This window comes from Bordetella avium (genome assembly GCF_034424645.1).
Classification (GTDB): Bacteria; Pseudomonadota; Gammaproteobacteria; order Burkholderiales; family Burkholderiaceae_B; genus Bordetella; species Bordetella avium.
Window position 1 is genome coordinate 454978 of record NZ_CP139969.1, and the last position, 23000, is coordinate 477977.

16 protein-coding genes are annotated in these 23000 nt (G+C 62.1%); 8 read left to right on the top strand and 8 right to left on the bottom strand.

Features of this window, described 5'->3' with window-relative positions; genetic code table 11:
• The first annotated feature begins 9 nt into the window (after positions 1 to 9).
• Entirely contained in the window at positions 10 to 1137 is a 1128-nt protein-coding gene (locus tag U0029_RS02145) for an MBOAT family O-acyltransferase (RefSeq protein ID WP_114852211.1), read from the top strand.
• Between the two features lie 10 nt (positions 1138 to 1147).
• Positions 1148 to 2584, top strand: coding sequence for a D-alanine--poly(phosphoribitol) ligase (locus tag U0029_RS02150; RefSeq protein ID WP_114852212.1), 1437 nt, complete (start codon positions 1148 to 1150; stop codon positions 2582 to 2584).
• Between the two features lie 21 nt (positions 2585 to 2605).
• On the opposite strand, the gene U0029_RS02155 is transcribed toward U0029_RS02150, so the two are convergent.
• The 5 genes from U0029_RS02155 to U0029_RS02175 all read right to left on the bottom strand — a co-directional run bounded on the left by U0029_RS02155 (position 2606) and on the right by U0029_RS02175 (position 12289).
• Positions 2606 to 3157 (bottom strand): YggT family protein, encoded by a 552-nt coding sequence (locus U0029_RS02155; RefSeq protein WP_114852213.1) that lies wholly within the window; start codon positions 3155 to 3157, stop codon positions 2606 to 2608.
• 167 nt (positions 3158 to 3324) lie between these two features.
• Positions 3325 to 4086 (bottom strand): histone H1-like repetitive region-containing protein, encoded by a 762-nt coding sequence (locus U0029_RS02160; RefSeq protein WP_115600664.1) that lies wholly within the window; start codon positions 4084 to 4086, stop codon positions 3325 to 3327.
• A gap of 303 nt (positions 4087 to 4389) precedes the next feature.
• The gene (locus U0029_RS02165) at positions 4390 to 5574 is read right to left on the bottom strand and encodes a ribonucleotide-diphosphate reductase subunit beta (protein WP_012418622.1); all 1185 of its coding nucleotides are present in this window, start codon (positions 5572 to 5574) and stop codon (positions 4390 to 4392) included.
• 21 nt (positions 5575 to 5595) lie between these two features.
• Positions 5596 to 8508, bottom strand: coding sequence for a ribonucleoside-diphosphate reductase subunit alpha (locus tag U0029_RS02170; protein WP_114852214.1), 2913 nt, complete (start codon positions 8506 to 8508; stop codon positions 5596 to 5598).
• 301 nt (positions 8509 to 8809) lie between these two features.
• Positions 8810 to 12289 carry an indolepyruvate ferredoxin oxidoreductase family protein gene (locus U0029_RS02175; RefSeq protein ID WP_114852215.1) on the bottom strand — a complete coding sequence of 1160 codons (3480 nt, stop codon included), beginning with the start codon at positions 12287 to 12289 and terminating at the stop codon, positions 8810 to 8812.
• A 122-nt stretch (positions 12290 to 12411) separates the two neighbouring features.
• On the opposite strand from U0029_RS02175, the gene U0029_RS02180 reads away from it, so the two are divergent.
• From U0029_RS02180 to U0029_RS02190, 3 genes are all read left to right on the top strand, one after another.
• Positions 12412 to 12864, top strand: coding sequence for an Lrp/AsnC family transcriptional regulator (locus tag U0029_RS02180; RefSeq protein ID WP_012418619.1), 453 nt, complete (start codon positions 12412 to 12414; stop codon positions 12862 to 12864).
• Positions 12865 to 13033: 169 nt separating this feature from the next.
• A complete protein-coding gene (locus U0029_RS02185) occupies positions 13034 to 13552 on the top strand; it encodes a hypothetical protein (protein ID WP_114852216.1) in 519 nt (172 codons plus the stop codon).
• Positions 13553 to 13604: 52 nt separating this feature from the next.
• Positions 13605 to 14792 (top strand): MFS transporter, encoded by a 1188-nt coding sequence (locus tag U0029_RS02190; protein ID WP_114852217.1) that lies wholly within the window; start codon positions 13605 to 13607, stop codon positions 14790 to 14792.
• A 9-nt stretch (positions 14793 to 14801) separates the two neighbouring features.
• Here the strand turns inward: U0029_RS02190 and gltX are convergent, their stop codons facing one another.
• A complete protein-coding gene (gene gltX / locus U0029_RS02195; RefSeq protein ID WP_012418616.1) occupies positions 14802 to 16205 on the bottom strand; it encodes a glutamate--tRNA ligase in 1404 nt (467 codons plus the stop codon).
• A 126-nt stretch (positions 16206 to 16331) separates the two neighbouring features.
• Here gltX and U0029_RS02200 point away from each other — a divergent pair, with 126 nt between their 5' ends.
• Positions 16332 to 18818: a bifunctional acetate--CoA ligase family protein/GNAT family N-acetyltransferase gene (locus U0029_RS02200; RefSeq protein ID WP_114852239.1), complete on the top strand. Its 2487-nt coding sequence runs from the start codon at positions 16332 to 16334 to the stop codon at positions 18816 to 18818.
• 4 nt (positions 18819 to 18822) lie between these two features.
• Here the strand turns inward: U0029_RS02200 and U0029_RS02205 are convergent, their stop codons facing one another.
• Together U0029_RS02205 and yjgA are read right to left on the bottom strand one after the other, a co-directional pair.
• Positions 18823 to 19488, bottom strand: coding sequence for an alpha/beta hydrolase (locus tag U0029_RS02205; RefSeq protein ID WP_114852218.1), 666 nt, complete (start codon positions 19486 to 19488; stop codon positions 18823 to 18825).
• A 7-nt stretch (positions 19489 to 19495) separates the two neighbouring features.
• A complete protein-coding gene (gene yjgA / locus U0029_RS02210) occupies positions 19496 to 20050 on the bottom strand; it encodes a ribosome biogenesis factor YjgA (protein WP_012418613.1) in 555 nt (184 codons plus the stop codon).
• A gap of 58 nt (positions 20051 to 20108) precedes the next feature.
• Here yjgA and pmbA point away from each other — a divergent pair, with 58 nt between their 5' ends.
• Complete coding sequence (pmbA, locus tag U0029_RS02215) at positions 20109 to 21473, top strand: metalloprotease PmbA (protein WP_114852219.1); 1365 nt, start codon at positions 20109 to 20111, stop codon at positions 21471 to 21473.
• A gap of 266 nt (positions 21474 to 21739) precedes the next feature.
• A complete protein-coding gene (locus U0029_RS02220; protein ID WP_039051861.1) occupies positions 21740 to 22948 on the top strand; it encodes an FkbM family methyltransferase in 1209 nt (402 codons plus the stop codon).
• The last annotated feature ends 52 nt before the right edge of the window (positions 22949 to 23000 follow it).

Below are 23000 nucleotides of genomic sequence, written 5' to 3' on the forward strand. Positions count from 1 at the left end.
CCTAGCCTCATGGAATTATTCGGCAGTCTGAATTTCTTCGGGGGCGCCCTGCTGGGTGGTCTGGGTCTCTTGCTTTACCGCTTCCTGGCGTTGCCCTGGCGGCTCGACTATCGCCATGTGATGGCGCTGTTGTCCGTGCTGATCTGGCTGGCTGTTTTTGGCGTGCGTCCTTGGCAGCCGCTGGCATTATTGGCCGTGTCGGGCGCCGCAGTCTGGGGCAACCGGCGCGGCTGGCTGCCGACATGGGTGTCGGTCATCGTCATCATGACCCCGCTATTACTGGTCAAAACGGGTACGACACAGTTGCCCGGCATGCTGGGTCTGTCTTTCGCCACCTTCCGCGCCATTGACGTGCTGTTGTTCGCCTCGCGCAATGAGCGGCTGTCGCCCTTGGACTATTTCGTCTATCTGTTTTTCCCGCTGACTTTGCTGGCCGGCCCCATGTATCGCTGGCGCGCCTTTCAGACAGATTTGCGGCGCGGTTATGACGGCGTGACGCTCAATGCCTGGTTGGGTGGGTTGGAGCTCACACTTCTGGGCGTCATTCAGAAATTCGGCCTGGCTGAAGCCATCTGGCGTTATGGGCTCTCCACGCTGGATGCGCACGATTACTCACTGACCGGCGTGGCCGCCAACGCCACGCTCTATAGCCTTTATCTGTTTTTCGATTTTGCAGGCTATAGCAATATGGCGATAGGCATAGGCATGTTGTTTGGCTTTGTGCTGCCGGTCAATTTTCGCAACCCATTGGCTTCGAGCAATCCGCAGGACTTTTGGCGGCGCTGGCACATCAGTCTTTCCGAATGGCTGCGTGACGTGGTGTTCATGCCGATTTACAAGGCGCTGGCCAAGACCTCCTTTTTTGGGCGTCACCGTCTGGCCGCGCAAAACATCGGCATCTTCGCCACGCTGATCGCTATGGGCATCTGGAACGGCCTGAATTGGCATTACGTCATCAGCGGCATCATGTTCGGCACCTATTCCGTCGCTCATAATCTTCTGGTCAATGCGGCGCGCACACGCCCCGCCTTGGCCGCCTGGCTGGCCATCGGCTGGGTGAAATTCTCCGGCCGGGTGATTACGCTCATTCTGGCCTCCCTGGCGCTATATGTATTTAGCGGCCGCAGCCCGATCTGAGCTCACAAGCATGCGTTTTGATCTGAATACCTTTGAGTTTGTGCCCACGGCGCGCGCGCCGCAGGCCCTGGCCGTTGTGGGCGCCGACCGGACGCTCAGTTGGGAGGCTTTGGCCGAGGCCGCCGCCGTCTGGGTCGAGCGGGCCCGTGCGCAAGGCATCACGGCCGATGTGCCGGTTGTCATCTATGGCCACAAGCAGGCCGGCTTCTTTGTCGCTATGGTGGGTGCGTTGATGCTGGGCGCGCCCTTCGTGCCGGTGGATACGATTTATCCGGCCGAGCGTCTGCGCCGTATCGTCGAGATCGTGGGTGCGGGCGCCGTCTATGATGCTGAGACAGACCAATTCGAAACGGGCGCGCCGCAAGCGCAGGCGCTCGAAGAAAAAGGCCTGGCCTATGTGATCTTTACGTCGGGCAGCACGGGAGACCCCAAAGGCGTGCAGATCGGCCGCGAAAGCGTGGCGCTGTTGGGCGAGTGGATGGCAGGTTTCGGGCTGGGCGATGCGCCGGTTTTCATGAATCAGGCGCCGTTCAGTTTCGATCTGTCTATGTACGAAGTGTTCGGCACGTTGGCGCTGGGCGGCAGTTGTGTGCTCAACGCCCGTGAACAGATTGCTTCCCAGGCGCAGTGGTATAGGCGCTTGGCCGAGTATGGCATCAGCTGCTGGGTCTCCACGCCTTCTTTCGCCCATCAGCAATTGGTGAGCCGCGATTTCGCGCCGGGCGCACTGCCCACGCTCGATACTTTTCTCTTCTGTGGCGAACCGTTGACCCTTGCTTTGGCCAAGAAGTTGCGTCAGCGCTTTCCTGATGCCCGCATCCTGAACACCTACGGCCCGACCGAGGCGACTGTCGCAACCACGCTCATCGAGGTCGATGAAGCGGTGATTGCCGCCCACGATCCTTTGCCTATCGGCTACGCCAAGCCGCAGGCGCATGTGTATATCGACCAGGGAGAGCTCTGCATCGTTGGCGACCACGTCATGCGCGGCTACCTCAACCGTCCCGATCTGAACGCAAGCAAGTGCTTTCGCGCAGAAGATGGCCGCCGAGGTTTTCGTACCGGCGATCTTGGCGAGGCAGGAGAGGGAGGGTTGCTGTTCTGCCGTGGTCGCATTGACGACCAGATCAAGCTCAATGGCTATCGCATCGAATTATCAGAAATTGACGCCGCGCTGCATGATCTGAGCGGGGTCCGAGGCGGCGCTTGTGCGGTGCTGCGTCGTCCCGACGGTACGGCGGTGCGCCTGATCGGTTTTCTGGAAAGCGGCGCCGAGGCGGCCCGCTTTGCGGAGGATGTGCGCCAGAATGACTGGAAGACGCAACTCGCGCAACGCCTGCCGCCCTATATGGTGCCTTCGGAACTGGTGGTCTGCCCAGAGCTGCCGGTCTCGAATAATCACAAGACCGACCGTAAGAAGCTGCTCGACATCTACGCCGCCCTGTGAGCGGCGCAGGGCCGGGAGGCTTCAGGCCAGGTATGACAAGCGGGTCAGCAGCATAATCAAGACCTGCGCCAGAAGCAGCACCACCAGCGGCGAGAAATCAATGCTGGTGCGCGGCAGGATGCGGCGGATCGGGTTCAGGATGGGGGCGCTCAAGGTCTGTAGCAAAGGCATGATGGGCGACATCGGGTTGACCCACGACAGCACGGCCTGAATCAGTGTCAGCCACACGATGAGGTTGAGCGCCCAGCGCACTTCGGTGAGCAAGGCCGCAAGCAGAATGCGCGGCAGGCCGCTGGCTGATGGCAGTGCGCCGAAGGCGGCCACGGTCAGCAAAATGAAAAACACCAGGGCTGCTAGCCAAGCGGCGAACAGACTGCTCCAGTCCACACGTCCCGTTGCAGGAATCACGCGGCGCAATGGCAATACCAGCCAGTTGGTGCATTGATAAATCGTGCGGGCCAGAGGATTGAACGGGTGCAGGCGCACGGCGTGCATCCACGCGCGCAATAGCAGGGCCGCGCCGAAAAGCGTGAACAGAATGTCGATAATAAAACCAAAAATATCGCCGATCATGGCCTATCTACCGAGAGTAACGTCGCCTATTGTCTCATGATGAGCGCTCTCATATTGACGGTGAGGGCGTCTGCTAGGCGTTCTGCCTGAGCTGCTGGGCAGGCAAGAAAAAACCGCCTGGCTTATGCCAGGCGGTTTAATACCTACCTTAGCCGGGCAAGTCCGAATTACGGACGGCCACCGGTCGGGAAGGGCCACGATGCGGCCGGGTTCAGCACCGTCTTGGCGCCCGGGGCAGCAGCCGTGGTCGGCGGCGTGGCGGGCTTTTTGGGGGCAGCCTTCTTGGCGACGGCTTTCTTGGCAGCCGGTTTCACGGCAGCAGCAGGCTTGGTCGCAGCGGCTTTCTTGGCGGCAGCGGGCTTGGTGGCGGCAGCTTTCTTGGCCACAGCGGGCTTCTTGGCGACGACAGCCTTCTTGGCCACGGCGGGCTTCTTGGCGGCGACAGCCTTTTTGGCCACAGCGGGCTTCTTGGCGGCGATAGCCTTTTTGGCTACGGCGGGCTTCTTGGCAGCGACAGCCTTCTTGGCCACAGCGGGCTTCTTGGCGGCGACAGCCTTTTTGGCCACGGCGGGCTTCTTGGCAGCGACAGCCTTCTTGGCCACGGCGGGCTTCTTGGCAGCGACAGCCTTCTTGGCCACAGCGGGCTTCTTGGCGGCGACAGCCTTTTTGGCCACGGCGGGCTTCTTGGCGGCGACAGCCTTTTTGGCCACGGCGGGCTTCTTGGCAGCGACAGCCTTCTTGGCCACAGCGGGCTTCTTGGCGGCGACAGCCTTTTTGGCCACGGCGGGCTTCTTAGCAGCGACAGCCTTCTTTACAGCGACTTTCTTGACCGCAGTGGCTTTTTTGGCCGGCGCGGCCTTCTTCGCCACAGCCTTGGTGGCGGCGGGTTTCTTCACCGCCGGCTTGGCGGCTTTCTTGGCAGTTGCCATGGTCATGCTCCTTAGGTTCAGGGGTCCCAGAACTTAAACCCGTGTCACGGCACGCCAACGGCGAACCGCACCCGGGCTATTCATCGGCGCATGCCACTGTCCCTCGCAGGTGACAGTCTCGCGGCTTGCGCTAATGAATTCAGCACAGCCATTTGATATGGCCCCCGTCAATGATGGGGCGCGAGCCATTTCAAATGGCATCGGTAGGCGCCAGCGAACCGGCAGCCTACCGTTACGTTCTACGTGTACCGAATACACCACAACCGGGAGCGGAACCTGGTGGGCCATTGATGGCCCAGGCTGTCATTCCCAGCTCAGTGTGCCACCGGTTTGGTATTCGATCACACGAGTTTCAAAAAAGTTGCGTTCCTTTTTCAGGTCGATCATTTCCGCCATCCACGGGAAGGGGTTCTCTTCCTGTGGATACAGAGGCTCGATGCCGATCTGCTGGCAACGGCGGTTGGCGATGAAGCGCAGGTACGATTTGAACATCGGCGCATTCAGGCCCAACACACCGCGCGGCATGGTGTCCTCAGCGTAAGCGTATTCGAGTTCCACTGCTTTGCGGAAGAGCTCGCGAATTTCTTCGCGGAACTCGGGCGTCCACAGGTGGGGGTTCTCGAGCTTGATGGTGTTGATCAGGTCGATGCCGAAGTTGCAATGCATGGATTCATCGCGAAGGATGTACATGTATTGCTCGGCGGCGCCGGTCATTTTGTTCTGCCGGCCCAACGCCAGAATCTGCGTGAAGCCAACGTAGAAGAACAGACCTTCCATCAGGCATGCGAACACGATCAGGGACTTTAGAAGCGTCTGGTCGGCTTCCGGGGTGCCCGTCTTGAAATTCGGATCGGCGATGGCGTCGATGAACGGAATCAGAAATTCATCCTTGGCGCGGATCGAGGGAACCTCGTTATACGCGTTGAAGATTTCCGATTCGTCCAGATCCAGGCTTTCAACGATGTATTGATAAGCGTGGGTATGGATGGCTTCTTCGAAAGCCTGGCGCAGCAGGAACTGGCGGCACTCGGGCGCCGTGATGTGGCGATAGGTGCCCAGCACGATGTTATTGGCGGCCAGTGAGTCGGCCGTCACGAAAAAGCCCAGGTTGCGCTTGACGATGCGGCGCTCGTCTTCAGTCAAGCCGTTGGGGTTTTTCCAAAGCGCGATGTCGCGAGACATGTTGATCTCTTGCGGCATCCAGTGGTTGGCGCAAGTGGCCAGGTATTTTTCCCAGGCCCACTTGTACTTGAACGGCACAAGCTGGTTGACGTCCGTTTGACCATTGATGATGCGCTTGTCTGCAACTTTGACGCGTTGTGCGGTGTTGCCCAGGTCGGCCGCAGATTGCGGCGCGGCCGGGGTGGGCATGGCCGAGTCGCCAAACACGCCGGTGGCGGCGCGCACCGGCTCGGGCGCAGCGCCACCCGCGCCCGTCGGCGCGGGCGAGGTTTGTTTGGCGAGGTTGTCGTCTTCCCAATTAAGCATGATCGAATTCTCCGAATATCGTTACTGGCAGGCTTCGCACTCTTCGAAACCGGGATCTCCCGGCCGCATCGTGCAAGCTGCCCCGACAACTTCGGGTTCGGGCAAAACAGGTGCTGCGGAGGCGCTGTGGTTGCCGGCACTGACGGCGTTCAGTTCGCCGCCGCGGCCCGTGGATTTCTCGGCGCTGGTGGCGCCCATGGTGCGCAGGTAGTAGGTGGTTTTCAGGCCGCGCTGCCATGCGAGTTTGTAGGTGTCATCGAGCTTTTTACCCGAAGCGCCTGCCATGTAGATGTTCAAGGACTGTGCCTGATCGATCCATTTCTGGCGGCGCGCCGCGCACTCTACCAGCCAGCTCGGTTCGACTTCGAACGCCGTGGCATAAAGTTCGCGCAGTTCAGTCGGAACGCGATCGATGCGGGACAGACTGCCGTCGAAGTACTTGAGGTCAGCGACCATGACTTCGTCCCACAGACCGAGTTTCTTCAGATCACGAACGAGATAATCGTTTACGACCGTGAACTCGCCGGAAAGATTCGATTTGACGTACAAGTTCTGGAAGGTGGGCTCGATGCACGCAGATACGCCAATGATATTGGAAATCGTAGCGGTTGGGGCAATGGCGACGCAGTTCGAGTTACGCATGCCATGCGCTTTGATGCGCGCGCGCAACGTATCCCAATCGAGCGAGCTCGACTCATCAACGTCTACATTGCCACCGCGCTCATCGCGCAGCATCGCGATGGAGTCTTGCGGCAAGATGCCGCGCGACCACAGCGAGCCTTCGTACGAGGGATAGCGGCCGCGTTCTTCAGCCAGCGTGCTCGAAGCCCAATAGGCCTGATAGCACACGGCTTCCATCGAGCGGTCGGCGAATTCGATCGCGGCTTGCGAAGCGTAAGGCACGCGCATCATGTGCAGGCAATCCTGGAAGCCCATGATGCCCAAGCCCACCGGGCGATGACGCAGATTGGAATTGCGAGCCTTCTCGACGGCGTAGTAGTTGATGTCGATCACGTTGTCGAGCATGCGCATGGCGATGCCGACGGTGCGCTTGATCTTGTCGTGGTCGAGTTCGTAGCCGCCGTTGGCGCTCGGCTTCATGTGAGCGACAAGGTTCACCGAGCCCAGGTTGCACACGGCAATCTCTGACTCGTTGGTGTTGAGCGTGATTTCGGTGCAGAGGTTGGAGCTGTGCACCACGCCGATGTGTTGCTGCGGCGAACGGATGTTGCAAGGATCTTTGAAGGTGATCCAGGGATGGCCGGTTTCGAACAGCATCGACAGCATCTTGCGCCACAGCGAGATGGCCGGCATTTTCTTGAACAGCTTCAGCTCGCCGCTGGCGGCCTTTGCTTCGTAGCCGAGGTAAGCCTGTTCGAAGGCGCGGCCGTACTTGTCGTGCAGGTCCGGGCAGTCGGAGGGCGAGAACAGCGTCCAGTCGCCGTTTTCGACGACCCGTTTCATGAACAGGTCGGGAATCCAGTTCGCCGTGTTCATGTCGTGCGTGCGGCGGCGCTCGTCGCCCGTGTTCTTGCGCAGCTCCAGGAACTCTTCGATATCCAGGTGCCATGTTTCGAGATAGGTGCAGACAGCGCCCTTGCGCTTGCCGCCCTGGTTGACCGCGACGGCCGTGTCGTTGACGACCTTCAGGAAGGGAACCACACCCTGGCTTTCACCATTGGTGCCCTTGATGTGGCTGCGCAGCGCGCGCACCGGGGTCCAGTCATTGCCCAGACCGCCGGCGTACTTGGCCAGCAAGGCGTTTTCCTTGATGGCGTCGTAGATGCCTTCCAGATCGTCGGAAACGGTGGTCAGGTAGCACGACGACAGTTGCGAGTGCAGGGTGCCGGAGTTGAACAGCGTCGGCGTCGAGCTCATGAAGTCGAACGAGGACAGAATCTCGTAGAACTCGATGGCGCGCGCTTCGCGGTCCGACTCACGCAGCGCCAGGCCCATGGCCACGCGCATGAAAAATACCTGCGGCAGTTCGATGCGCGTGCCGCGCACGTGCAGGAAGTAGCGGTCGTAGAGGGTTTGCAGACCGAGGTAGCCGAACTGCAGATCGCGGTTGGCGTTGAGTGCGCGGGCGATGCGTTCCAGGTCGAATTCGGCCAGCTTGGCATCCAGCAGGCCGGCTTCGATACCGCGCTGAATGAAAGTGGGGAAGTAGGTGGCGTAGCGCTCGGCCATGCTGGCTTGCGAGACCTCTTCGCCCAGCACTTCCTTGCGGATTGTGTGCAGCAGCAGACGGGCGGTTACCTGACTGTAGGCGGGGTCTTTTTCGACCAGCGCACGGGCCGCCAGAATGGCCGACTTGAACACCTCATCGACAGGAACGCCATCGTACAGATTCTTGACCGTTTCCTTCAGGATGGTTTCGGTGTCGATGAATTCGGTCAGGCCGACGCCAGCGGCTTCGATGGTGGCGCGCAGCTGGGCCATGTCCAGCGGACGGCGCACACCGTTGTCGTTGACGTTGAGGGTGGGTTCGGCCGGCACAGCAGCCTTGTCCTGCACCTCGGCGGCAGCGGCGCGCTCTTGAGCACGGCGCTCGCGATAGAGCACGTAGGCGCGGGCGACGTCGTGCTGGCCGGAGCGCATCAGCGACAGCTCGACCTGGTCTTGCACGTCTTCGATATGGAAGGTGCCGCCGCTGGGACGGTTGCGCACCAGTGCGTTCACGACTTGTTCGGTCAGTTGTCCGACCAGCTCGCGCACGCGGGCCGAGGCGGCGCCTTGGCCGCCGTTGACCGCCAGAAAGGCCTTGGTCATGGCGATGGCGATTTTGCCCGGCTCAAAGCCGACCACGGAGCCATTACGGCGGATGAGGTTGTAGCTGGCCCATTGGCCGGCATGACTGATGCTGGCCTGGCCTTCGTTGGATTCGGGCGGCACGGCCGTGGACCGAGTCACAGAGGCGATCGTCGTCTGCATGGAAGCTCCTGTGCGAATAGCGGAAACGGGACATGGCCGAGCCATGTCGGAACAAAAAATTCGGTGCGAGGGGAAGGAAATGCTAGGACGTAAATGTCCTAGGAGAGCGGCCGACGGGTAAGCAGTCGGTCAAAATAAACACAATATATAGTGTACCACCCATCGCCAGGCACTAATTCTAGTGATCCTTGTTCAGGCGGACAAGGCTGACCTGACGAGAAGTTCCAATTTAGTTGTTACCAAATGCGGCGGGCGCACCGATCAAGGCGCGCCCGCAGAAGTGATCGCTCAGCCTTAAGTTTTAAGCGCTTCTCCGGACCTCGGTCGGCGCAAAGCCAGGCTGCTCGTAGCTCTCCAGCAGATGGTCTCTTTCCTTGCGAAAACGTTCGACGCTGGCCGCTTTGACATGACCATAGCCGCGCACATTTTCAGCAAGGGCAGCGATTGTAGCCGCAGCGCCGATCTTGTCCAGCGTCAGCCCGGACAGCAAGCGTTCGACCAGCTTTTCATACTCGGCGATGAGGCCGCGCTCCATGCGCCGCTCGGTGGTGTGGCCAAACGGATCGGCCCAACTGCCGCGCAGACTCTTGAAGCGGGCCAGCCAGCGCAGCGTCGTCAGGGTGCGAGGGCCGAGGGCCATCTTGCGCGGCGCGCCGGTCGCCGGGTCTTTGCGTGCCAGCAAGGGCGGCGCCATGTGAAAGCGCAAGCTGAATTCGCCCTCGAACTGCTCGGCTAGCTGAGCGGCGAAGGTGCCGTCGGTATAAAGACGGGCGACTTCGTACTCGTCTTTGTAGGCCATGAATTTGAACAGACCGCGCGCTACGGCAATGGCAAGGCGAGGCGGGGCGTTTGGATTGAGTTCGCGCTCGCGCTTGGCCACGCGTTCGACCAAGGCGCGGTAACGTTCGGCATAAGCCGCGTTCTGATAGGCGGTCAGGTCGGCGACACGGCGCGCCACGGCCTCTTCCAGGCGTTCTGGGCGGTGCAGTGCAATCATCTGAGCGGCGGGTTTGAGTGCGAAAGCCAGGGCCTGCGGCTCATGCGCGGCCAGTCGCCCGGCGTCAAAAGCCGCCTGATTGCTGGCCACGGCAACGCCGTTGAGCTCGATGGCGCGAGTCAGCGCCGCTAACGAGAGCGGCACGTCGCCCCGCTGCCAGGCATAGCCCAGCAGAAAGATGTTGGACAGGATGCTATCGCCGAACAGGGTGAGGGCGGCTCCATGCGCATCCATCGCTGCGGTCTGTTCGGCACCGGCGGCGTGGCGGATTTTTTCCAGCAGCGCCTCGCCGCGCATCGGCACATCGGGCTGCCGCGTGAAATCCGATACCGGCGCGACATAGCTGTTGACGGTCACGCGACTATGGCCATGGCGTAATGCACCCAGCGCGTCGGGCGAGACGGCCGCAACCGGGTCGCACAGGATGGCGGCGTCGGCTTGTTGCCAATCCAGCCGGGCGGGGCCCGCTGGCGTGGTTGCGGGCGCCAGGCGGATATGGCTGATGACCGTACCTCCTTTCTGCGCCAGGCCGGTGAGGTCCAGCACCGAGGCCGACAAGCCTTGCAGATGGGCTGCCATCGACACGAGCGCGCCGATGGTGATCACGCCTGTGCCGCCCATGCCTGCGACCAGCAAACGGTAGGGGACATGCACCTCGGCAATGGCCGGCAATGGCAGTAAGGCCAGCCGTGCCTGCCAATCGGTCTGTCCGGCCACCCGGCGTTTGCGCGGCTGTCCGCCTTCGACAGACACGAAGCTGGGGCAAAAGCCTTCGGCGCAGGAGAAGTCTTTGTTGCAACTGGACTGATCGACGGCCCGCTTGCGGCCATAGGGAGTCTCCAGCGGCACGATGGACAGGCAATTGGATTGCTTGCCGCAGTCGCCGCAGCCTTCGCATACCGCACTGTTGATGACCATGCGTCGCGCAGGATCAGGAAACGTCTTTTTCTTGCGGCGGCGGCGTTTTTCGGCCGCGCAGGTCTGGTCATGAATGAGCACCGTGACCCCGGGCGTGGCGCGCAGTTCGCGCTGCAAGGCGTCGAGCTCGCGCCGGTGATGCACGAGGATGCCAGGCCCCAGGTCGATGCCACGGTATTTCTCTGGCTCGTCCGAGGTGACGACGATGCGGGCCACGTTCTCGCCGCGCAATTGCTGGCAGATCTGCGGTACGGAAATCGGGCCGTCTACCGGCTGGCCGCCCGTCATGGCGACCGCGTCATTGAACAGAATTTTGTAGGTGATGTTGGCGCGAGCCGCCACCGCCTGCCGGATCGCCAGATAGCCCGAATGGTAGTAAGTGCCTTCGCCCATGTTCTGGAAGACATGCGGCGATTCGATATAGGGTGACACGCCGATCCAGTCCACGCCTTCGCCGCCCATCTGCGTCAGGCCGCCGGTGTCGCGGTCCATCCAGGCCGCCATGTAATGACAGCCCACGCCGGAGCGCGCCTGGCTGCCTTCCGGCACCTTGGTCGAGGTGTTGTGCGGACAGCCAGAGCAGAAATAGGGCCGACGGCGCATGCCGTCGGCCTCGTTGGACAGCGCCTGGGGACAGGCGAAGCCGCCCGTATTGATGCCCAGCGCCAGACCGGCCGTGCGTTGCAGCCAGCCGGATAGCGGCGCGGCCAACAGCGACGGCCGCAATTGGCCGGCGGTGGGAATCAGGGCTTCACCATCCAAGCCGCGTTTACCGCAGACAGATGGGCGGTCTGGCTGGTTATAGAGCAGGTCCTTGATCTGCGCCTCGACAATACCGTCTTTTTCCTCGATGACTAGGATGTGGCGCAGGCCCCTGGCGAAGTTGAGCAGGCGCTCGCGTTCAAGCGGCCATACCAGACCGGGCTTATAGAGACGTACCTGTGCGGTGTCCACACCCAGCCGCGTCAGGGTGTCGATGACGTCGAGGTGGGCCTTGCCGACGGTGACGATCCCGACGGTGGCTTGCGGTGCAGGCGAGATCAGCTTGTCTATGCTGTGCCGCTCGGCGAAGGCCGCGACGGCGCGCAGGCGGCGAGCCATGCGTGCTTCGATGGCAAGAGATAGAAAGTCGCGCGCGTTGTATTCGCGTTCGGCGGCCTCGCCGTCCTCGGGCATGTCGAAGTGAACGGGTGGCGCGGCCTCGAAGGATTGGCCGGTCTCGACCGATTCGGAGGTGACCTTGAAAGCAACCCATGCCCCGCTGTAACGCGATAGCGCCCAGCCCCAGAGGGCGAAGGTTTCGTATTCGTCGATGGAGGCCGGGTGCACGATGGGCACATGCCAGCCGGCCAGGGAGGCCTCGCTGGAGTGCGGGATGGACGAGGACACGGCGGTGTGATCATCCCCTACCACCATCAGCACACCGCCCTGGCGCGACGCGCCAGCCGCGTGCCCGTGGTGCAGGGCATCGCCCGCCCGGTCCACGCCGGGGCCTTTGCCGTACCACATGGCGAACACCCCATCCACCTTGCGGTCGGCGCGGGCGCCGACTTGCTGCGTGCCCATGACGGCAGTGGCGGCCAGGTCTTCGTTGATGCCCGGCAGAAAGGTGATCTGGTGAGCGTCCAGCGCTTTTTGCGCTTTCCACATCGCCATGTCTACCCCGCCCAGCGGCGAGCCGCGATAGCCCGAAATGAAGCCAGCGGTGTTCAGACCGCGATCGCGGTCTGCCCGCCGTTGTGCGAGTACGAGGCGAACCAGGGCTTGCGTGCCGGTCAGGAAAATCCGACCCTGAGTGCGGGTCAGGTTGTCTCCAAGTTGATAGTCGAGATCGAGATGGGGATCGACCACGGGAGTGCCGTCCATGAGTGCTCCTTTGTTTCGACCATGATAGGAGCGAGGGCATATTGGTTTATTGCGTTATTTGCTCGTGTATTCCCTATAATTTGAAATGAACATTTCGTTTTAATAAGAAAACGCAGGGAAAAATGGATAAAACTGATTTCGCCATCTTGCGGGCCCTGCAAGAAGACGGCCGCGCCTCGGCTCAGCAGTTGTCCGAGAAAGTGGGTTTGTCGCCCGCGCCAGTGTGGCGGCGGGTCAAGGCGCTGGAGGCTGACGGGGTGATTCAGGGCTACAGCGCCCAGGTCGATCGGGGCAAAGTGGGCCTGGGCGGTTGCATGTTTGCGCAGATCAGCCTGGAGCGTCATTCGGCCGAAACCGTTGCCAATTTTGAGCGTTCCGTGCGTGATGCGCCCGAAGTCTTGGAGTGCTATTCCGTGAGCGGCGACTCGGATTTCCTGCTCAAGATCTTGGTCGAAAGCCCTGAGGCCTACGACCGCTTTTTGCATCGTTTTCTCTTCAACCTGCCGGGCATCCGCCAGACGCGCAGCATCGTGGCATTGCGCGAAATCAAGCATGATGTGCGCCTGCCGCTGTGATCGCCGCTCAGTTGCCTGTCAGGCGGGGCGGCTTCTGAGTGTTGCGCAAATGCACTAGGCCTCATGCGCGCGTTGCATTGTGCGAGGCCCCTCTTTAGAGTGCGTGCAGCCGCAAGCATGTATGAAAACCATGAGCGGCAGATTGCGCTGAGAGAGCTCCGAGGAAGCCATGTTGTATGCATTGATGTCGCTGACGCGAGCCGCTTGTGGCGGCTTGATTTTGGGGGCCCTGCTCGCCGGTTGCGCTGGCAAAAAAGCGCCGACCGTCGAGGCTTCGGCTGTGCCTGTTGAACCCAAAAAAGTGGTGTGCACTCCCGTCGCGGCGGACAATCCCATGGTGGCCACCTGGTATTCCGTGTCGCGTCCGCGCGGTTTTGCCGGTGATCTGCACACCCTGACCGTACTGTCGGCCGATGGCACCATGACCTACGAAACCCAGCTTAAAGTAGGTAAGCGTGTTCGCCCGGCCTTGCGCGAAAGCGGCTGCTGGAGCGTAGAGAATGGCGTGTACACCTTGCAGACCACCAAGTCTGCCGGTGAGCCGGTCGATGCCGATGACCCTATCTATAAAACCCGCTATAAGGTGCAAAGCGTGGACCGCGCCCGCCTGGTCTTGCGCGAACTCAAGCCTGACGGTCAGACCATCACGGCGCGCCGGATGTCTGCCGGCTATCGCATGCCGAATTGAGAGTAAGGCGGGCTTGGAGTAAGGTTTCGGACTTCGTCTGAATTTCCTCGCCATGTCCGCCGCTTATTCTGAGGGGCGAGCCATCGTCCTTCTGGCGCTGGCCGCCTTTGTCAGCGCCAGCGCTTTTCGTATCTGCGATCCCATGTTGCCCCAGTTGGCCGGGGAGTTCTCGACCACGACCGGACAGGCCGCGCACGCCGTGACCGCTTTCGCTGTGGCCTACGGTTTTCTACAGATGTTTTTCGGGCCGCTGGGCGATCGCTACGGTAAGTACCGGGTTGTCTGCCTGGCGACCTTTGCCTGCGCCTTGGGCAGTGCTGGCGCGGCGCTGGCAGGCACACTGGATATGCTGGTGCTTTGCCGGATCTTGTCTGGCGCGGCGGGCGCCGGCATCGTGCCGCTGTCCATGGCCTGGATCGGCGATAACGTGCCCTATGAGCGGCGTCAGGCCACGCTGGCGCGCTTTTTGACGGGAACTATCCTCGGCATGGCAGCCGGTAGCCTAGCGGGCGGCATCTTTGCGGACACCATAGGCTGGCGTTCGGCTTTCATGGTGCTGGTGCTGGGCTATGTGATCGTGGGCCTGCTGCTTTGGGCTGAGGTTCGCCGGCAAACTGCGCTGGGCCTGGGAGGGGCGGTGCGCAGCGTTAACCAGGGTTTCGTGGCGCAGGCGCGGCGTGTCTGGAGCACCCCTTGGGCGCGTGTGGTGCTGGCAACCGTTTTTGTGGAGGGTTTGCTGGTGTTTGGCGCTCTGGCCTTTGTGCCGGCCTATCTGCATACCCGTTTTGACCTGTCGCTGACGATGGCGGGCGCGCTGGTCGCGCTGTATGCCGTGGGCGGCATCGCCTATACCTTCGTGGCGGCTGCAGTGTTGCGACGCATGGGCGAGCGCGGGCTGGTCATGGCCGGTGGCCTGGTGCTCTGTCTGGCTTTTCTGCTGTATCTGCTGGGTCCGGCCTGGGGTTGGAGCGTGCTGGCCAGCATGATGGCGGGCTTTGGCTATTACCTCTTGCATGCCACCTTGCAAACCAATGCCACCCAGATGGTGCCCGAGGCGCGCGGCACCGCTGTTGCCTGGTTCGCTTCCTGCCTGTTCATGGGGCAGGCGGTGGGGGTAGCCTTGGCCGGTGTCACGATCGATGAGTTGGGCGCGCAGACGCTGTTTGCCGCGACTGCCCTGGGTCTGCCGCTGTTGGGCCTGGCTTTCGGCCAGGCCCTCAGGCGGCGTGCCCAGGTCTAAGGCGCGGGTCTACAGCAAGGCTTTTAGGCGTTCCAGCACGACATCCTTGCCCAGCAGCACCAGCACGGCGTCTACGGCTGGCGTTTGGGCGCGTCCGGTCACGGCCACGCGCAGCGGAATCGCCAACTGGGGCATCTTCAGACCACGCTCGGCCAGCTGGGCCTTGATCAGGGCCGAAATGGCTTCACGCGTCCATTCGGTGCCAGCGGCGGCGGCGGCAAAACCTGCCAGGGCTTCGCGGGCGGCCGGGGTCAGGTGCTGAGTAGCGAGTTCTTGCGGCGCAGCTTGGAACGGGGCGCAGAACAGCATGGCGTCATCGGCCAGTTGCTCCAGCGTTTCGGCGCGATCCTTGAACAGGCCCATGATATCGGCCAGATCGGCACGGCTGGCGTCTCCGCCGCGCTTGGCGATGCGCGGCGCCACGCGTTGCGCCAGCTCGGCATTGTCCATCGCTTTGATGTAGTGGGCATTGACCCAATTCAGTTTCTTGGGGTCCCACTGCGAAGGCGATTTCGACAGATGATGGGTGTCAAACCACCGCACGAACTCTTCGCGGCTGAACAGCTCCGCATCGCCGTGGCTCCAGCCCAGGCGGGCCAGATAGTTGACCATCGCTTCGGGCAGATAACCCTGATCGTCGTACTCCATGACATTGACCGCGCCGTGGCGCTTGGACAGCTTCTGGCCATCCGGGCCGAGGATCATGGGGACATGGCCATATTGCGGCACATCGGCGCCCAGGGCCTTCAGGATGTTGATCTGGCGCGGCGTATTGTTGACGTGGTCATCGCCGCGGATCACGTGGGTCATGCCCATATCCCAATCGTCGACGACCACGCAGAAGTTATAAGTCGGGGTGCCGTCCGGGCGCGCAATGATCAAATCATCAAGCTCATTGTTGTCAAAGCTTACCGGGCCTTTGACCATGTCGTCCCAGGCCGTGACGCCATCTTGCGGATTTTTAAAGCGGATCACGGGCTTGCGGCCTTCCGGAATGGCGGGCAGCGTTTTGCCCGGCTCCGGGCGCCAAGTGCCGTCGTAGCGCGGTTTGTCGCCGCGAGCGCGGGCGGCTTCCCGCATGGCTTCGACTTCCTCGGGGCTGCTATAGCAATGGTAAGCCGTGCCGGCGGCCAGCATGCTTTGCAGCACTTCGCTGTAGCGGTCCAGGCGCTTCATTTGATAGAAAGGGCCTTCGTCGGGCTGCATGCCTAGCCAGTCCATGCTGTCTAGGATGGCCTGGACGGCCGCATCCGTCGAGCGTTCCACATCGGTATCCTCGATGCGCAACACGAACACGCCTTTGTGATGGCGGGCGAAAGCCCAGGAAAACAGGGCAGTGCGTGCGCCGCCCAGGTGCAGAAAGCCGGTGGGCGAAGGAGCGAAGCGGGTACGGATGGGTTTGGGGGAAGTCATAGGCCGATGTTGGCGCCGCGCGGCGGCCCTCCATGAAAAATGGCGCGTTACACGCGCGGTTCACCGTGGATGGTGGGCAGGTTGTATTGTTACGATGACGCCATTTTAGATGAGTGCGAATCCGCGATGCTGCGACATGTGCTTGCGCCACTTTTCGAGCCCCGTTCTCTCCTGATCGTGGCCGACCGCACGCTTCCGGCGACTTCGGTGTTGCCGGGGCCTTTGCGCGCCCGGGCAACGCTGGTGGACAGCCCGCCGGGCGAGGCCCCCGAGCTTCCCGAACGCTGCAATGGCCTCGAAGAAGGCGAGCGGGTCGATCTAGCCCTGGTCTGTGTGTCGCCAGCCGTGCTGCCCGAAACGCTCAGAAGGCTCGAGAGGCTGGCGCCCCGTGCGCTCATTTTGCTGCCTCACGAGCTGCCCGATCCCTATCCGCGGGGCACGCTGGCGCTGTGCGAGGAATGGGCGCGCGCCCATCACTGCCAGTTGCTGGGTCCGCGTGCCTTCGGCGCGCAGCGCCCGCATGCCGGCCTGAATCTTAGCCAGCACCCGACACTGGCCCGCGCCGGGCGCGTGGCTCTGGTCGCGCAATCGCGCTCCATCATGGCGGCCGTCATGGATTGGGCAGAAGACGTGCATATCGGTTTTTCCCTGGCGGTGTCGCTGGGCGACGAGGCCGTGTTGGGCATGTCCGAGGTGCTGGACTATCTGGCTAGCGATCCACGCACCGATAGCGTCGTCCTCTATCTTGAAGATATGGGTCCGGCGCGCGACTTCATGAGCGCCCTGCGGGCGGCGGCCAGCGTCAAGCCCGTCATCGTGCTCAAGGCCGGGCGCGGCGAAGAGGGGCCCGCCGACGCGGTGTTCGATGCTGCGCTGCGCCGTGCAGGCGCGGTGCGAGTACGTTATTTCGTGCAACTCTTCTCGGCGGTCAAGGTGTTGGGCTATGCGCGGCGTCCGCGTGGGCGCCGCGTGGCGCTGCTCTCCAATGGCAGCGGGCCGCCGCAATTGGCGCTGGATCTCATCGGCCCAGACGCCGCCGTGCTCAAGGCCGATTTGTCGCCCGCTACGCAGCGCGCCCTGGCTGCGCTGCTGGAGCCCGACGCGCAAACGCGGAATCCGGTCATCACCTATACCCCGCTGACACCCGAACTCCTGCAGCAATTGCTGGACTGCCTGATCGATGACGCGGGCGTGGACGGTGTACTGGTGCTGTTGGCGCCTGATGCGCTGGCCGACATGCCCGCCGTGGCCCGGCAGTTGGCCCAGTTGGCACCCAAGGCAAGAAAGCCTGTCGTGAGCTGTTTCATGGGGGATGCCGGCATGCGGCCTTTGCGGCGCATGCTCGACGATGCCGGCACCCCGGCGTTTCGCACCCCAGAGTCCGCCGCCGACGCCTTTGGCGTCCTGGCGACACATTATTACAACCAGCAATTGCTGTTGCAGACACAGCCTCCGGAGGCGCCGGGCGGGCCGCCCGATATGGCGACGGCACGCGCCCTGCTCGCTCAGCTGCGCGAGCAGGGGCGGCGTGAACTCACAGAGTCTGAGTGCCGTGTGCTGCTGAAGGCTTTCCGTGTGCCGCTGCGCGACAGCCCGCTGGACCTGGGTTCAGGCGAGCCCGAGTCCCGGCCGATGGCGATCCGGGTGCGCACCGACAGCCGCTTCGGTCCCGTCATCCGTTTTGGCGCCGGCGGTTCCGATGCGCTCCTCTCTGTTGCCGAGCGCGGCATGGATCTGCCGCCGCTGAATAATTTTCTGGCGCGCAAGCTCATCGAGCGCAGCCGGATCTGGCGCCGGGTGCTGGCCGCCCAGGTCAGCAATGCCGCCACCGAGGCCTTGCAGCATGCCTTGGTGCAGGTTTCCGAGCTGGTCTCAGAGCTGCCGGATATCCAGTCCTTGGACATAGATCCGCTTTACGCCGGAGAAACGCAGTTACGGGCCGGCGGCCTGCGCATGACACTCACTGAGGCGCCGGCCTGTCCGGCGCCGCAGATCACGGGCTATACCCATATGGCCATCCATCCCTATCCATCGCAACTGGTGCAGATGTGCAGTTTCGAGGATGGCACGCCCTGGGTGATCCGGCCCATACGGCCCGAAGACGGCGAACCGCTGCAAGCCTTCATTCGCGGTCTGTCGGAACGCTCGCGTTATATGCGATTCGTGTCCATGATGCGCGAACTGACGCCCCGCATGGTGGCGCGCTACACCCAGGTCGATTACCACCGCGAACTCGCGCTGGTGGCGGCGACGCAAGTGCCCAACCCGGCCAACCGGGGGCATCCGCACGAGGTCATCATCGGTTTTGCCCATTATTTGCGCAATCCAGATGGGCGGGGCGCCGAGTATGCGCTGGTGATCGCCGACGACTGGCAGCGCAGAAAACTGGGCGGTCAGTTGATGACCGCCCTCATCAAGGCCGCGCGCGCGCAGGGGCTGGAATATATCGATGGCCTGGTGCTATCGACCAACCGGCCCATGCTTACGCTCATGACCCGGCTGGGTTTCACGAATGATCGTGACACCGATGACCCCTCGATGCGCCGCGTCTGGCTGACGCTGCGCCCGGACCCGGATGCCGAGATCAAGGCGGCGTCTCGCCCGCCCGACTAAGGGGTTAGCGCAGGACGTCGCGCAGGAATGCGCCGATGTCCTCCACCTCTTCCATGCAGACGGAATGCGGCATGGGGTAGGTGCGCCATTGCACCGGGTAACCGAGGCTTTGCAGCTTGTCTCGGCTCGCCTCGGCGCGGGGCAGCGCCACGACCGGATCGTGCAGGCCGTGCGCCAGGAAAATCGGCGTTTCGGCATTGGCAGGCAGGCGTTCTGCCTCTGCGCTATCGATAAGGGGCAAATAGCCAGAAAGCCCGACGACCCCGGCCAGCCGTTCGGGCAGGCGTAGGCTGATATGCAGCACCATCGCGCAGCCCTGAGAAAAACCGGCCAATACGATACGGGAGGTCGGGATGCCGCGCGCGTTTTCACGAGCAATCAATTGCCGAATCGCTGCTTCCGAGGCGCGAATGCCCTGGGCGTCTTCCTGGCGCACCAAGTCCATGACCAGGATGTCATACCAGGAACGCATGGCCATGCCGCCATTGATCGTGACCGGCGCGACCGGGGCGTTCGGGAAAATAAAGCGCACCGGCGTCTGTAAGCGCAATTCCGGCACGATGGGCAGGAAATCATTGCCATCGGCGCCCAGCCCATGCATCCAGATCACGGTATGAGCCGGATTGGCGCCCGTATCGACTTCAATGCATTCCAACAGGTCTTGACTCATGGGGCGCTCATTGAGTGAGAGATTTGAGCGCCTGAAACAGGGCCCGGTATTGTTTGCGCTGAGGCTCCTGGCCCTGCAACAGGGCGGCGTTTTGCTGCGCTTCCTTGCGGGCGGCGCGAATCACGGCCCGCAGATGCTGCACATCCGCGCCAGGATAGCGCGACAGCAGTTCGGTCAAGGCCTCGTCGTCCGCGATCAGCCGTTCGCGCAGCCCCTCCAGACGGTGCATGGCGGCAGTTTCCTCGCGCGAGCCGTTTTCCCAGACATCCAATTGACGGCGGATGTCATCAGCGGGGGCGGCGCGCATCAGTTTGCCCACAAAGTGGATCTGGCGGCGCCGGCCTTCGCGGCCGGTGGTGCGCTGAGCGGTGCGGATCGCTTCGTAAAGCCGCTCTTCGAGCGGCAACTGGCGCAGCCGCTCGGGGGATAGCTCGATCAGTTGCTTTCCCAGATCCAGCAGCGCGTGCATCTCGCGCTTGACCTGGGACTTGCTGGGCCGGTCGTAGCCATTTTCATCGTAGCCGTCGTCGTCGACGGGAATTTCGGTATCGGGAATGCTCATGGGACACTGCTAAAAGACGGACTTGGCTATGATAACCGTCTCTGCAAATTGGACAGCAATGGTCACTTCTTCCTCCTCCCTGCCGATCGCCGCCAATCACGCGCGCTTTTCCGAACTCGTTGAACAGGTGCTGGCTTATGCCCGCCAGGTCGGCGCGAGCGACGCAGTCGCTGAAGTCTCGGAAAGCCTGGGGCTGTCGGTGTCTGTGCGCAAAAACGATATCGAGACGGTCGAACAGACGCGCGACCGCTCACTGGACTTGACGGTCTACGCCGGCCAAAGTCGGGGGTCGGCGTCTACGTCGGATTTTTCCGAGGCGGCGCTGCGGCAGACTGTCGAGGCGGCTTGGCATATTGCCCGCCATACGGCCGCTGACACGGCGGCCGGCCTGCCCGATGTCGAGATGTTGGCTACCGAGCACCCGGATCTGGATCTGCATCATCCCTGGGCCATCGGCACAGAGGCCGCCGCCGAGCTGGCGCTGCGCGGCGAACGCGCTGCCCGAGACGTTGACAGCCGCATCACCAATACCGATGGCGCGGGCGTCAACACCTACGAAGGCCAGTTTGTCATGGGCAACACCCGCGGCTTTCTGGGCGGTTATGCCTATAGCCGCCACAGCCTGTCGGTCGCGCCCATCGCCGGCCGGGGCGAGCGTATGCAGCGGGATTATTGGTACACCTCCGAGCGCGATCCTGCCTTGCTGGCCTCCCCGGAGGCGGTCGGCCGCTATGCTGCGCAACGCACCTTGTCGCGTTTGTCGGCGCGTCGTCTGCGCACGACCAAGGCGCCGGTGCTTTTTGAAGCGCCCTTGGCCTTGGGGCTGCTGGGCGCTTTCACCCAGGCCGCCAGTGGGGGGGCGCTGTACCGCAAGGCCAGTTTCCTGGTCGATGCGCTGGGCAAACCAGTCTTTGCCGACCATATCGACGTGCTGGAAGATCCGCATGTGCGCGGCGCCATGGGCTCTTCGCCCTTCGACGATGAAGGGGTGCGCACCCAAGCCCGCCGTGTCGTTGCGGCCGGCGCCCTGGAGGGATATTTCCTGTCCTCGTATACGGCGCGCAAACTGGGCATGAGCACGACCGGCAATGCCGGCGGGTCGCATAACCTGACCCTGACCTCGCGCCTGACCCGTCCGGATGATGATTTCCGCGCCATGCTCAAAAAGCTCGGTACCGGCTTGCTGGTCACCGAACTCATCGGCCAGGGCGTCAACTACCTGACTGGCGATTATTCGCGCGGGGCTTTCGGCTATTGGGTCGAAAACGGCGAAATCCAGCATGCCGTAGAAGAAATCACCATCGCGGGCAATCTGGCGGAAATGTTCCGCCAGATTGTTGCCGTCGGGGCGGACACCTTGTCGCGTGGCACCAAGTCCAGCGGTTCTATCCTGATCGAGCAAATGTCCATCGCGGGCGTCTGAATCCGCAGCCGGCCTGCCTGTTTTTAAAGGAAGTTTCCTCGCATTATCGGGGGGATGGCCGGCAGACAGGCCCTGTGCACAGCGATTAACCTTCTCAAGATAGGTGCCCTGAGCTGGGTGCCCTGAGCTGGGTGCCCTGAGCTGGGTGCCCTGAGCTGGGTGCCCTGAGCTGGGTGCCCTGAGCTGGGTGCCCTGAGCTGGGTGCCCTGGAAGCTCACATTGCGTCTGCGTGATGAATGGCAGGGCTGTTACAAGGGCTTGCTGTCATGACGGTCAGAGATTGGGCGCAGTGGTACGCGCTGGGCGAGGAACGCCTGCAATTCATTCGTCAGCTCGAAGGTTTTTATGTGTTGGTGCATGGCGGCGCCAGCATAACAACCCGGGCGCATCATCATTTATTGTCGCCCCGTTATCGTGATGACCCGCGGTTTCTGGGTTATTGCCTCATTGGAGAAGGGTTTTTTTGTCCCTGGCTGAGGGAGGTGCGCTGGCCCGGCGAAGGGCAGTACCTGTCTTTGCCGGATGTGTTGCAAAAACAGATGCGCAGTGGCGGGAAGATAGGCTTGCTGACCTTCAGCGGTACTTCAGAAGAAGACGCACTCTTGCGCCGCTTCAAGCCCTGGAGCTTCGATTATCTGGCTTATCTGGCCGAGCGCGATCTTCCTTTTTTGTATGGGCCTTTGCAGAAAGAGCGCGAGTTCATACGGGCCAATCTGGATCGCTATCTGCAATTGGTCAGTGCGATGGACCTGCGTTCGCAAGAAACCATGTATGCCCGCCTGGCGGCAACCTTCAGCCTGGATCGGCAGCCATTGATGCGAACCCTGACCCCTTTCTCGCATATGTATTTCAATCCGGTCAACGAGGACGACTCCTTTGTGCCCAAACCCCGGGAAAACTATGTCGATGTGGGCGCCACGCAAGGCAGCGAGCTGTTGAGGTTCATCAGCTTGGTCCAGGACGTCGAAGGCTCCCGTTTCTGGGCTATCGAACCCAATGCGGTTGATTACGCCCTTCTCAAGCAGCTTCGTTTTTTTGCGTCGTTTCGCCCGTTGCGCGTGATTGTCAGCGACCGAAATCAGGAGGGCTTGGCTTTTTTCACCGATCCCGGGTGCCGGGATGGGTCGCGTTTGGTGTCGGACAACACGGACCCAGCCTGGCTTGCAGCGAATGCCGCACATATCGAGCGGCTTCCCTGCGTCACACTCGATACGCAGGTGCAGGAGCCCATCACGTTTCTGAAAGTGGATGTTGAGGGGGCGGAGTTAAGCGTCCTGCGCGGCGCGACACGCCACGTGAGCCAACCCGAGTGTCGTATCGCGGTGGCTGCCTACCATTATCCGCAAGATGTTCTCGAACTCGCGGATTTTTTTGTCGGTCTAGGCCGCAAGCGCCTGCGTTTGCGGCAGCACGACCCCTCGCTTTGGGATCTGATTCTTTATGTGGATGACGTAGAGGGCGACGGCGCGGGCTGAATGCATTGGCTTCAGCCGGTGGCAGGGATCTGGGGCGGTGGCTGCGTGTAAT

What these genes read in the sequence shown, in the direction of transcription:
- U0029_RS02145 (WP_114852211.1), top strand. Translation starts at nt 10, where the DNA reads ATGGAATTATTCGGCAGTCTGAATTTCTTCGGGGGCGCCCTGCTGGGT.
- U0029_RS02150 (WP_114852212.1), top strand. Translation starts at nt 1,148, where the DNA reads ATGCGTTTTGATCTGAATACCTTTGAGTTTGTGCCCACGGCGCGCGCG.
- U0029_RS02155 (WP_114852213.1), bottom strand. Translation starts at nt 3,157, where the DNA reads ATGATCGGCGATATTTTTGGTTTTATTATCGACATTCTGTTCACGCTT.
- U0029_RS02160 (WP_115600664.1), bottom strand. Translation starts at nt 4,086, where the DNA reads ATGGCAACTGCCAAGAAAGCCGCCAAGCCGGCGGTGAAGAAACCCGCC.
- U0029_RS02165 (WP_012418622.1), bottom strand. Translation starts at nt 5,574, where the DNA reads ATGCTTAATTGGGAAGACGACAACCTCGCCAAACAAACCTCGCCCGCG.
- U0029_RS02170 (WP_114852214.1), bottom strand. Translation starts at nt 8,508, where the DNA reads ATGCAGACGACGATCGCCTCTGTGACTCGGTCCACGGCCGTGCCGCCC.
- U0029_RS02175 (WP_114852215.1), bottom strand. Translation starts at nt 12,289, where the DNA reads ATGGACGGCACTCCCGTGGTCGATCCCCATCTCGATCTCGACTATCAA.
- U0029_RS02180 (WP_012418619.1), top strand. Translation starts at nt 12,412, where the DNA reads ATGGATAAAACTGATTTCGCCATCTTGCGGGCCCTGCAAGAAGACGGC.
- U0029_RS02185 (WP_114852216.1), top strand. Translation starts at nt 13,034, where the DNA reads ATGTTGTATGCATTGATGTCGCTGACGCGAGCCGCTTGTGGCGGCTTG.
- U0029_RS02190 (WP_114852217.1), top strand. Translation starts at nt 13,605, where the DNA reads ATGTCCGCCGCTTATTCTGAGGGGCGAGCCATCGTCCTTCTGGCGCTG.
- gltX (WP_012418616.1), bottom strand. Translation starts at nt 16,205, where the DNA reads ATGACTTCCCCCAAACCCATCCGTACCCGCTTCGCTCCTTCGCCCACC.
- U0029_RS02200 (WP_114852239.1), top strand. Translation starts at nt 16,332, where the DNA reads ATGCTGCGACATGTGCTTGCGCCACTTTTCGAGCCCCGTTCTCTCCTG.
- U0029_RS02205 (WP_114852218.1), bottom strand. Translation starts at nt 19,488, where the DNA reads ATGAGTCAAGACCTGTTGGAATGCATTGAAGTCGATACGGGCGCCAAT.
- yjgA (WP_012418613.1), bottom strand. Translation starts at nt 20,050, where the DNA reads ATGAGCATTCCCGATACCGAAATTCCCGTCGACGACGACGGCTACGAT.
- pmbA (WP_114852219.1), top strand. Translation starts at nt 20,109, where the DNA reads ATGGTCACTTCTTCCTCCTCCCTGCCGATCGCCGCCAATCACGCGCGC.
- U0029_RS02220 (WP_039051861.1), top strand. Translation starts at nt 21,740, where the DNA reads ATGACGGTCAGAGATTGGGCGCAGTGGTACGCGCTGGGCGAGGAACGC.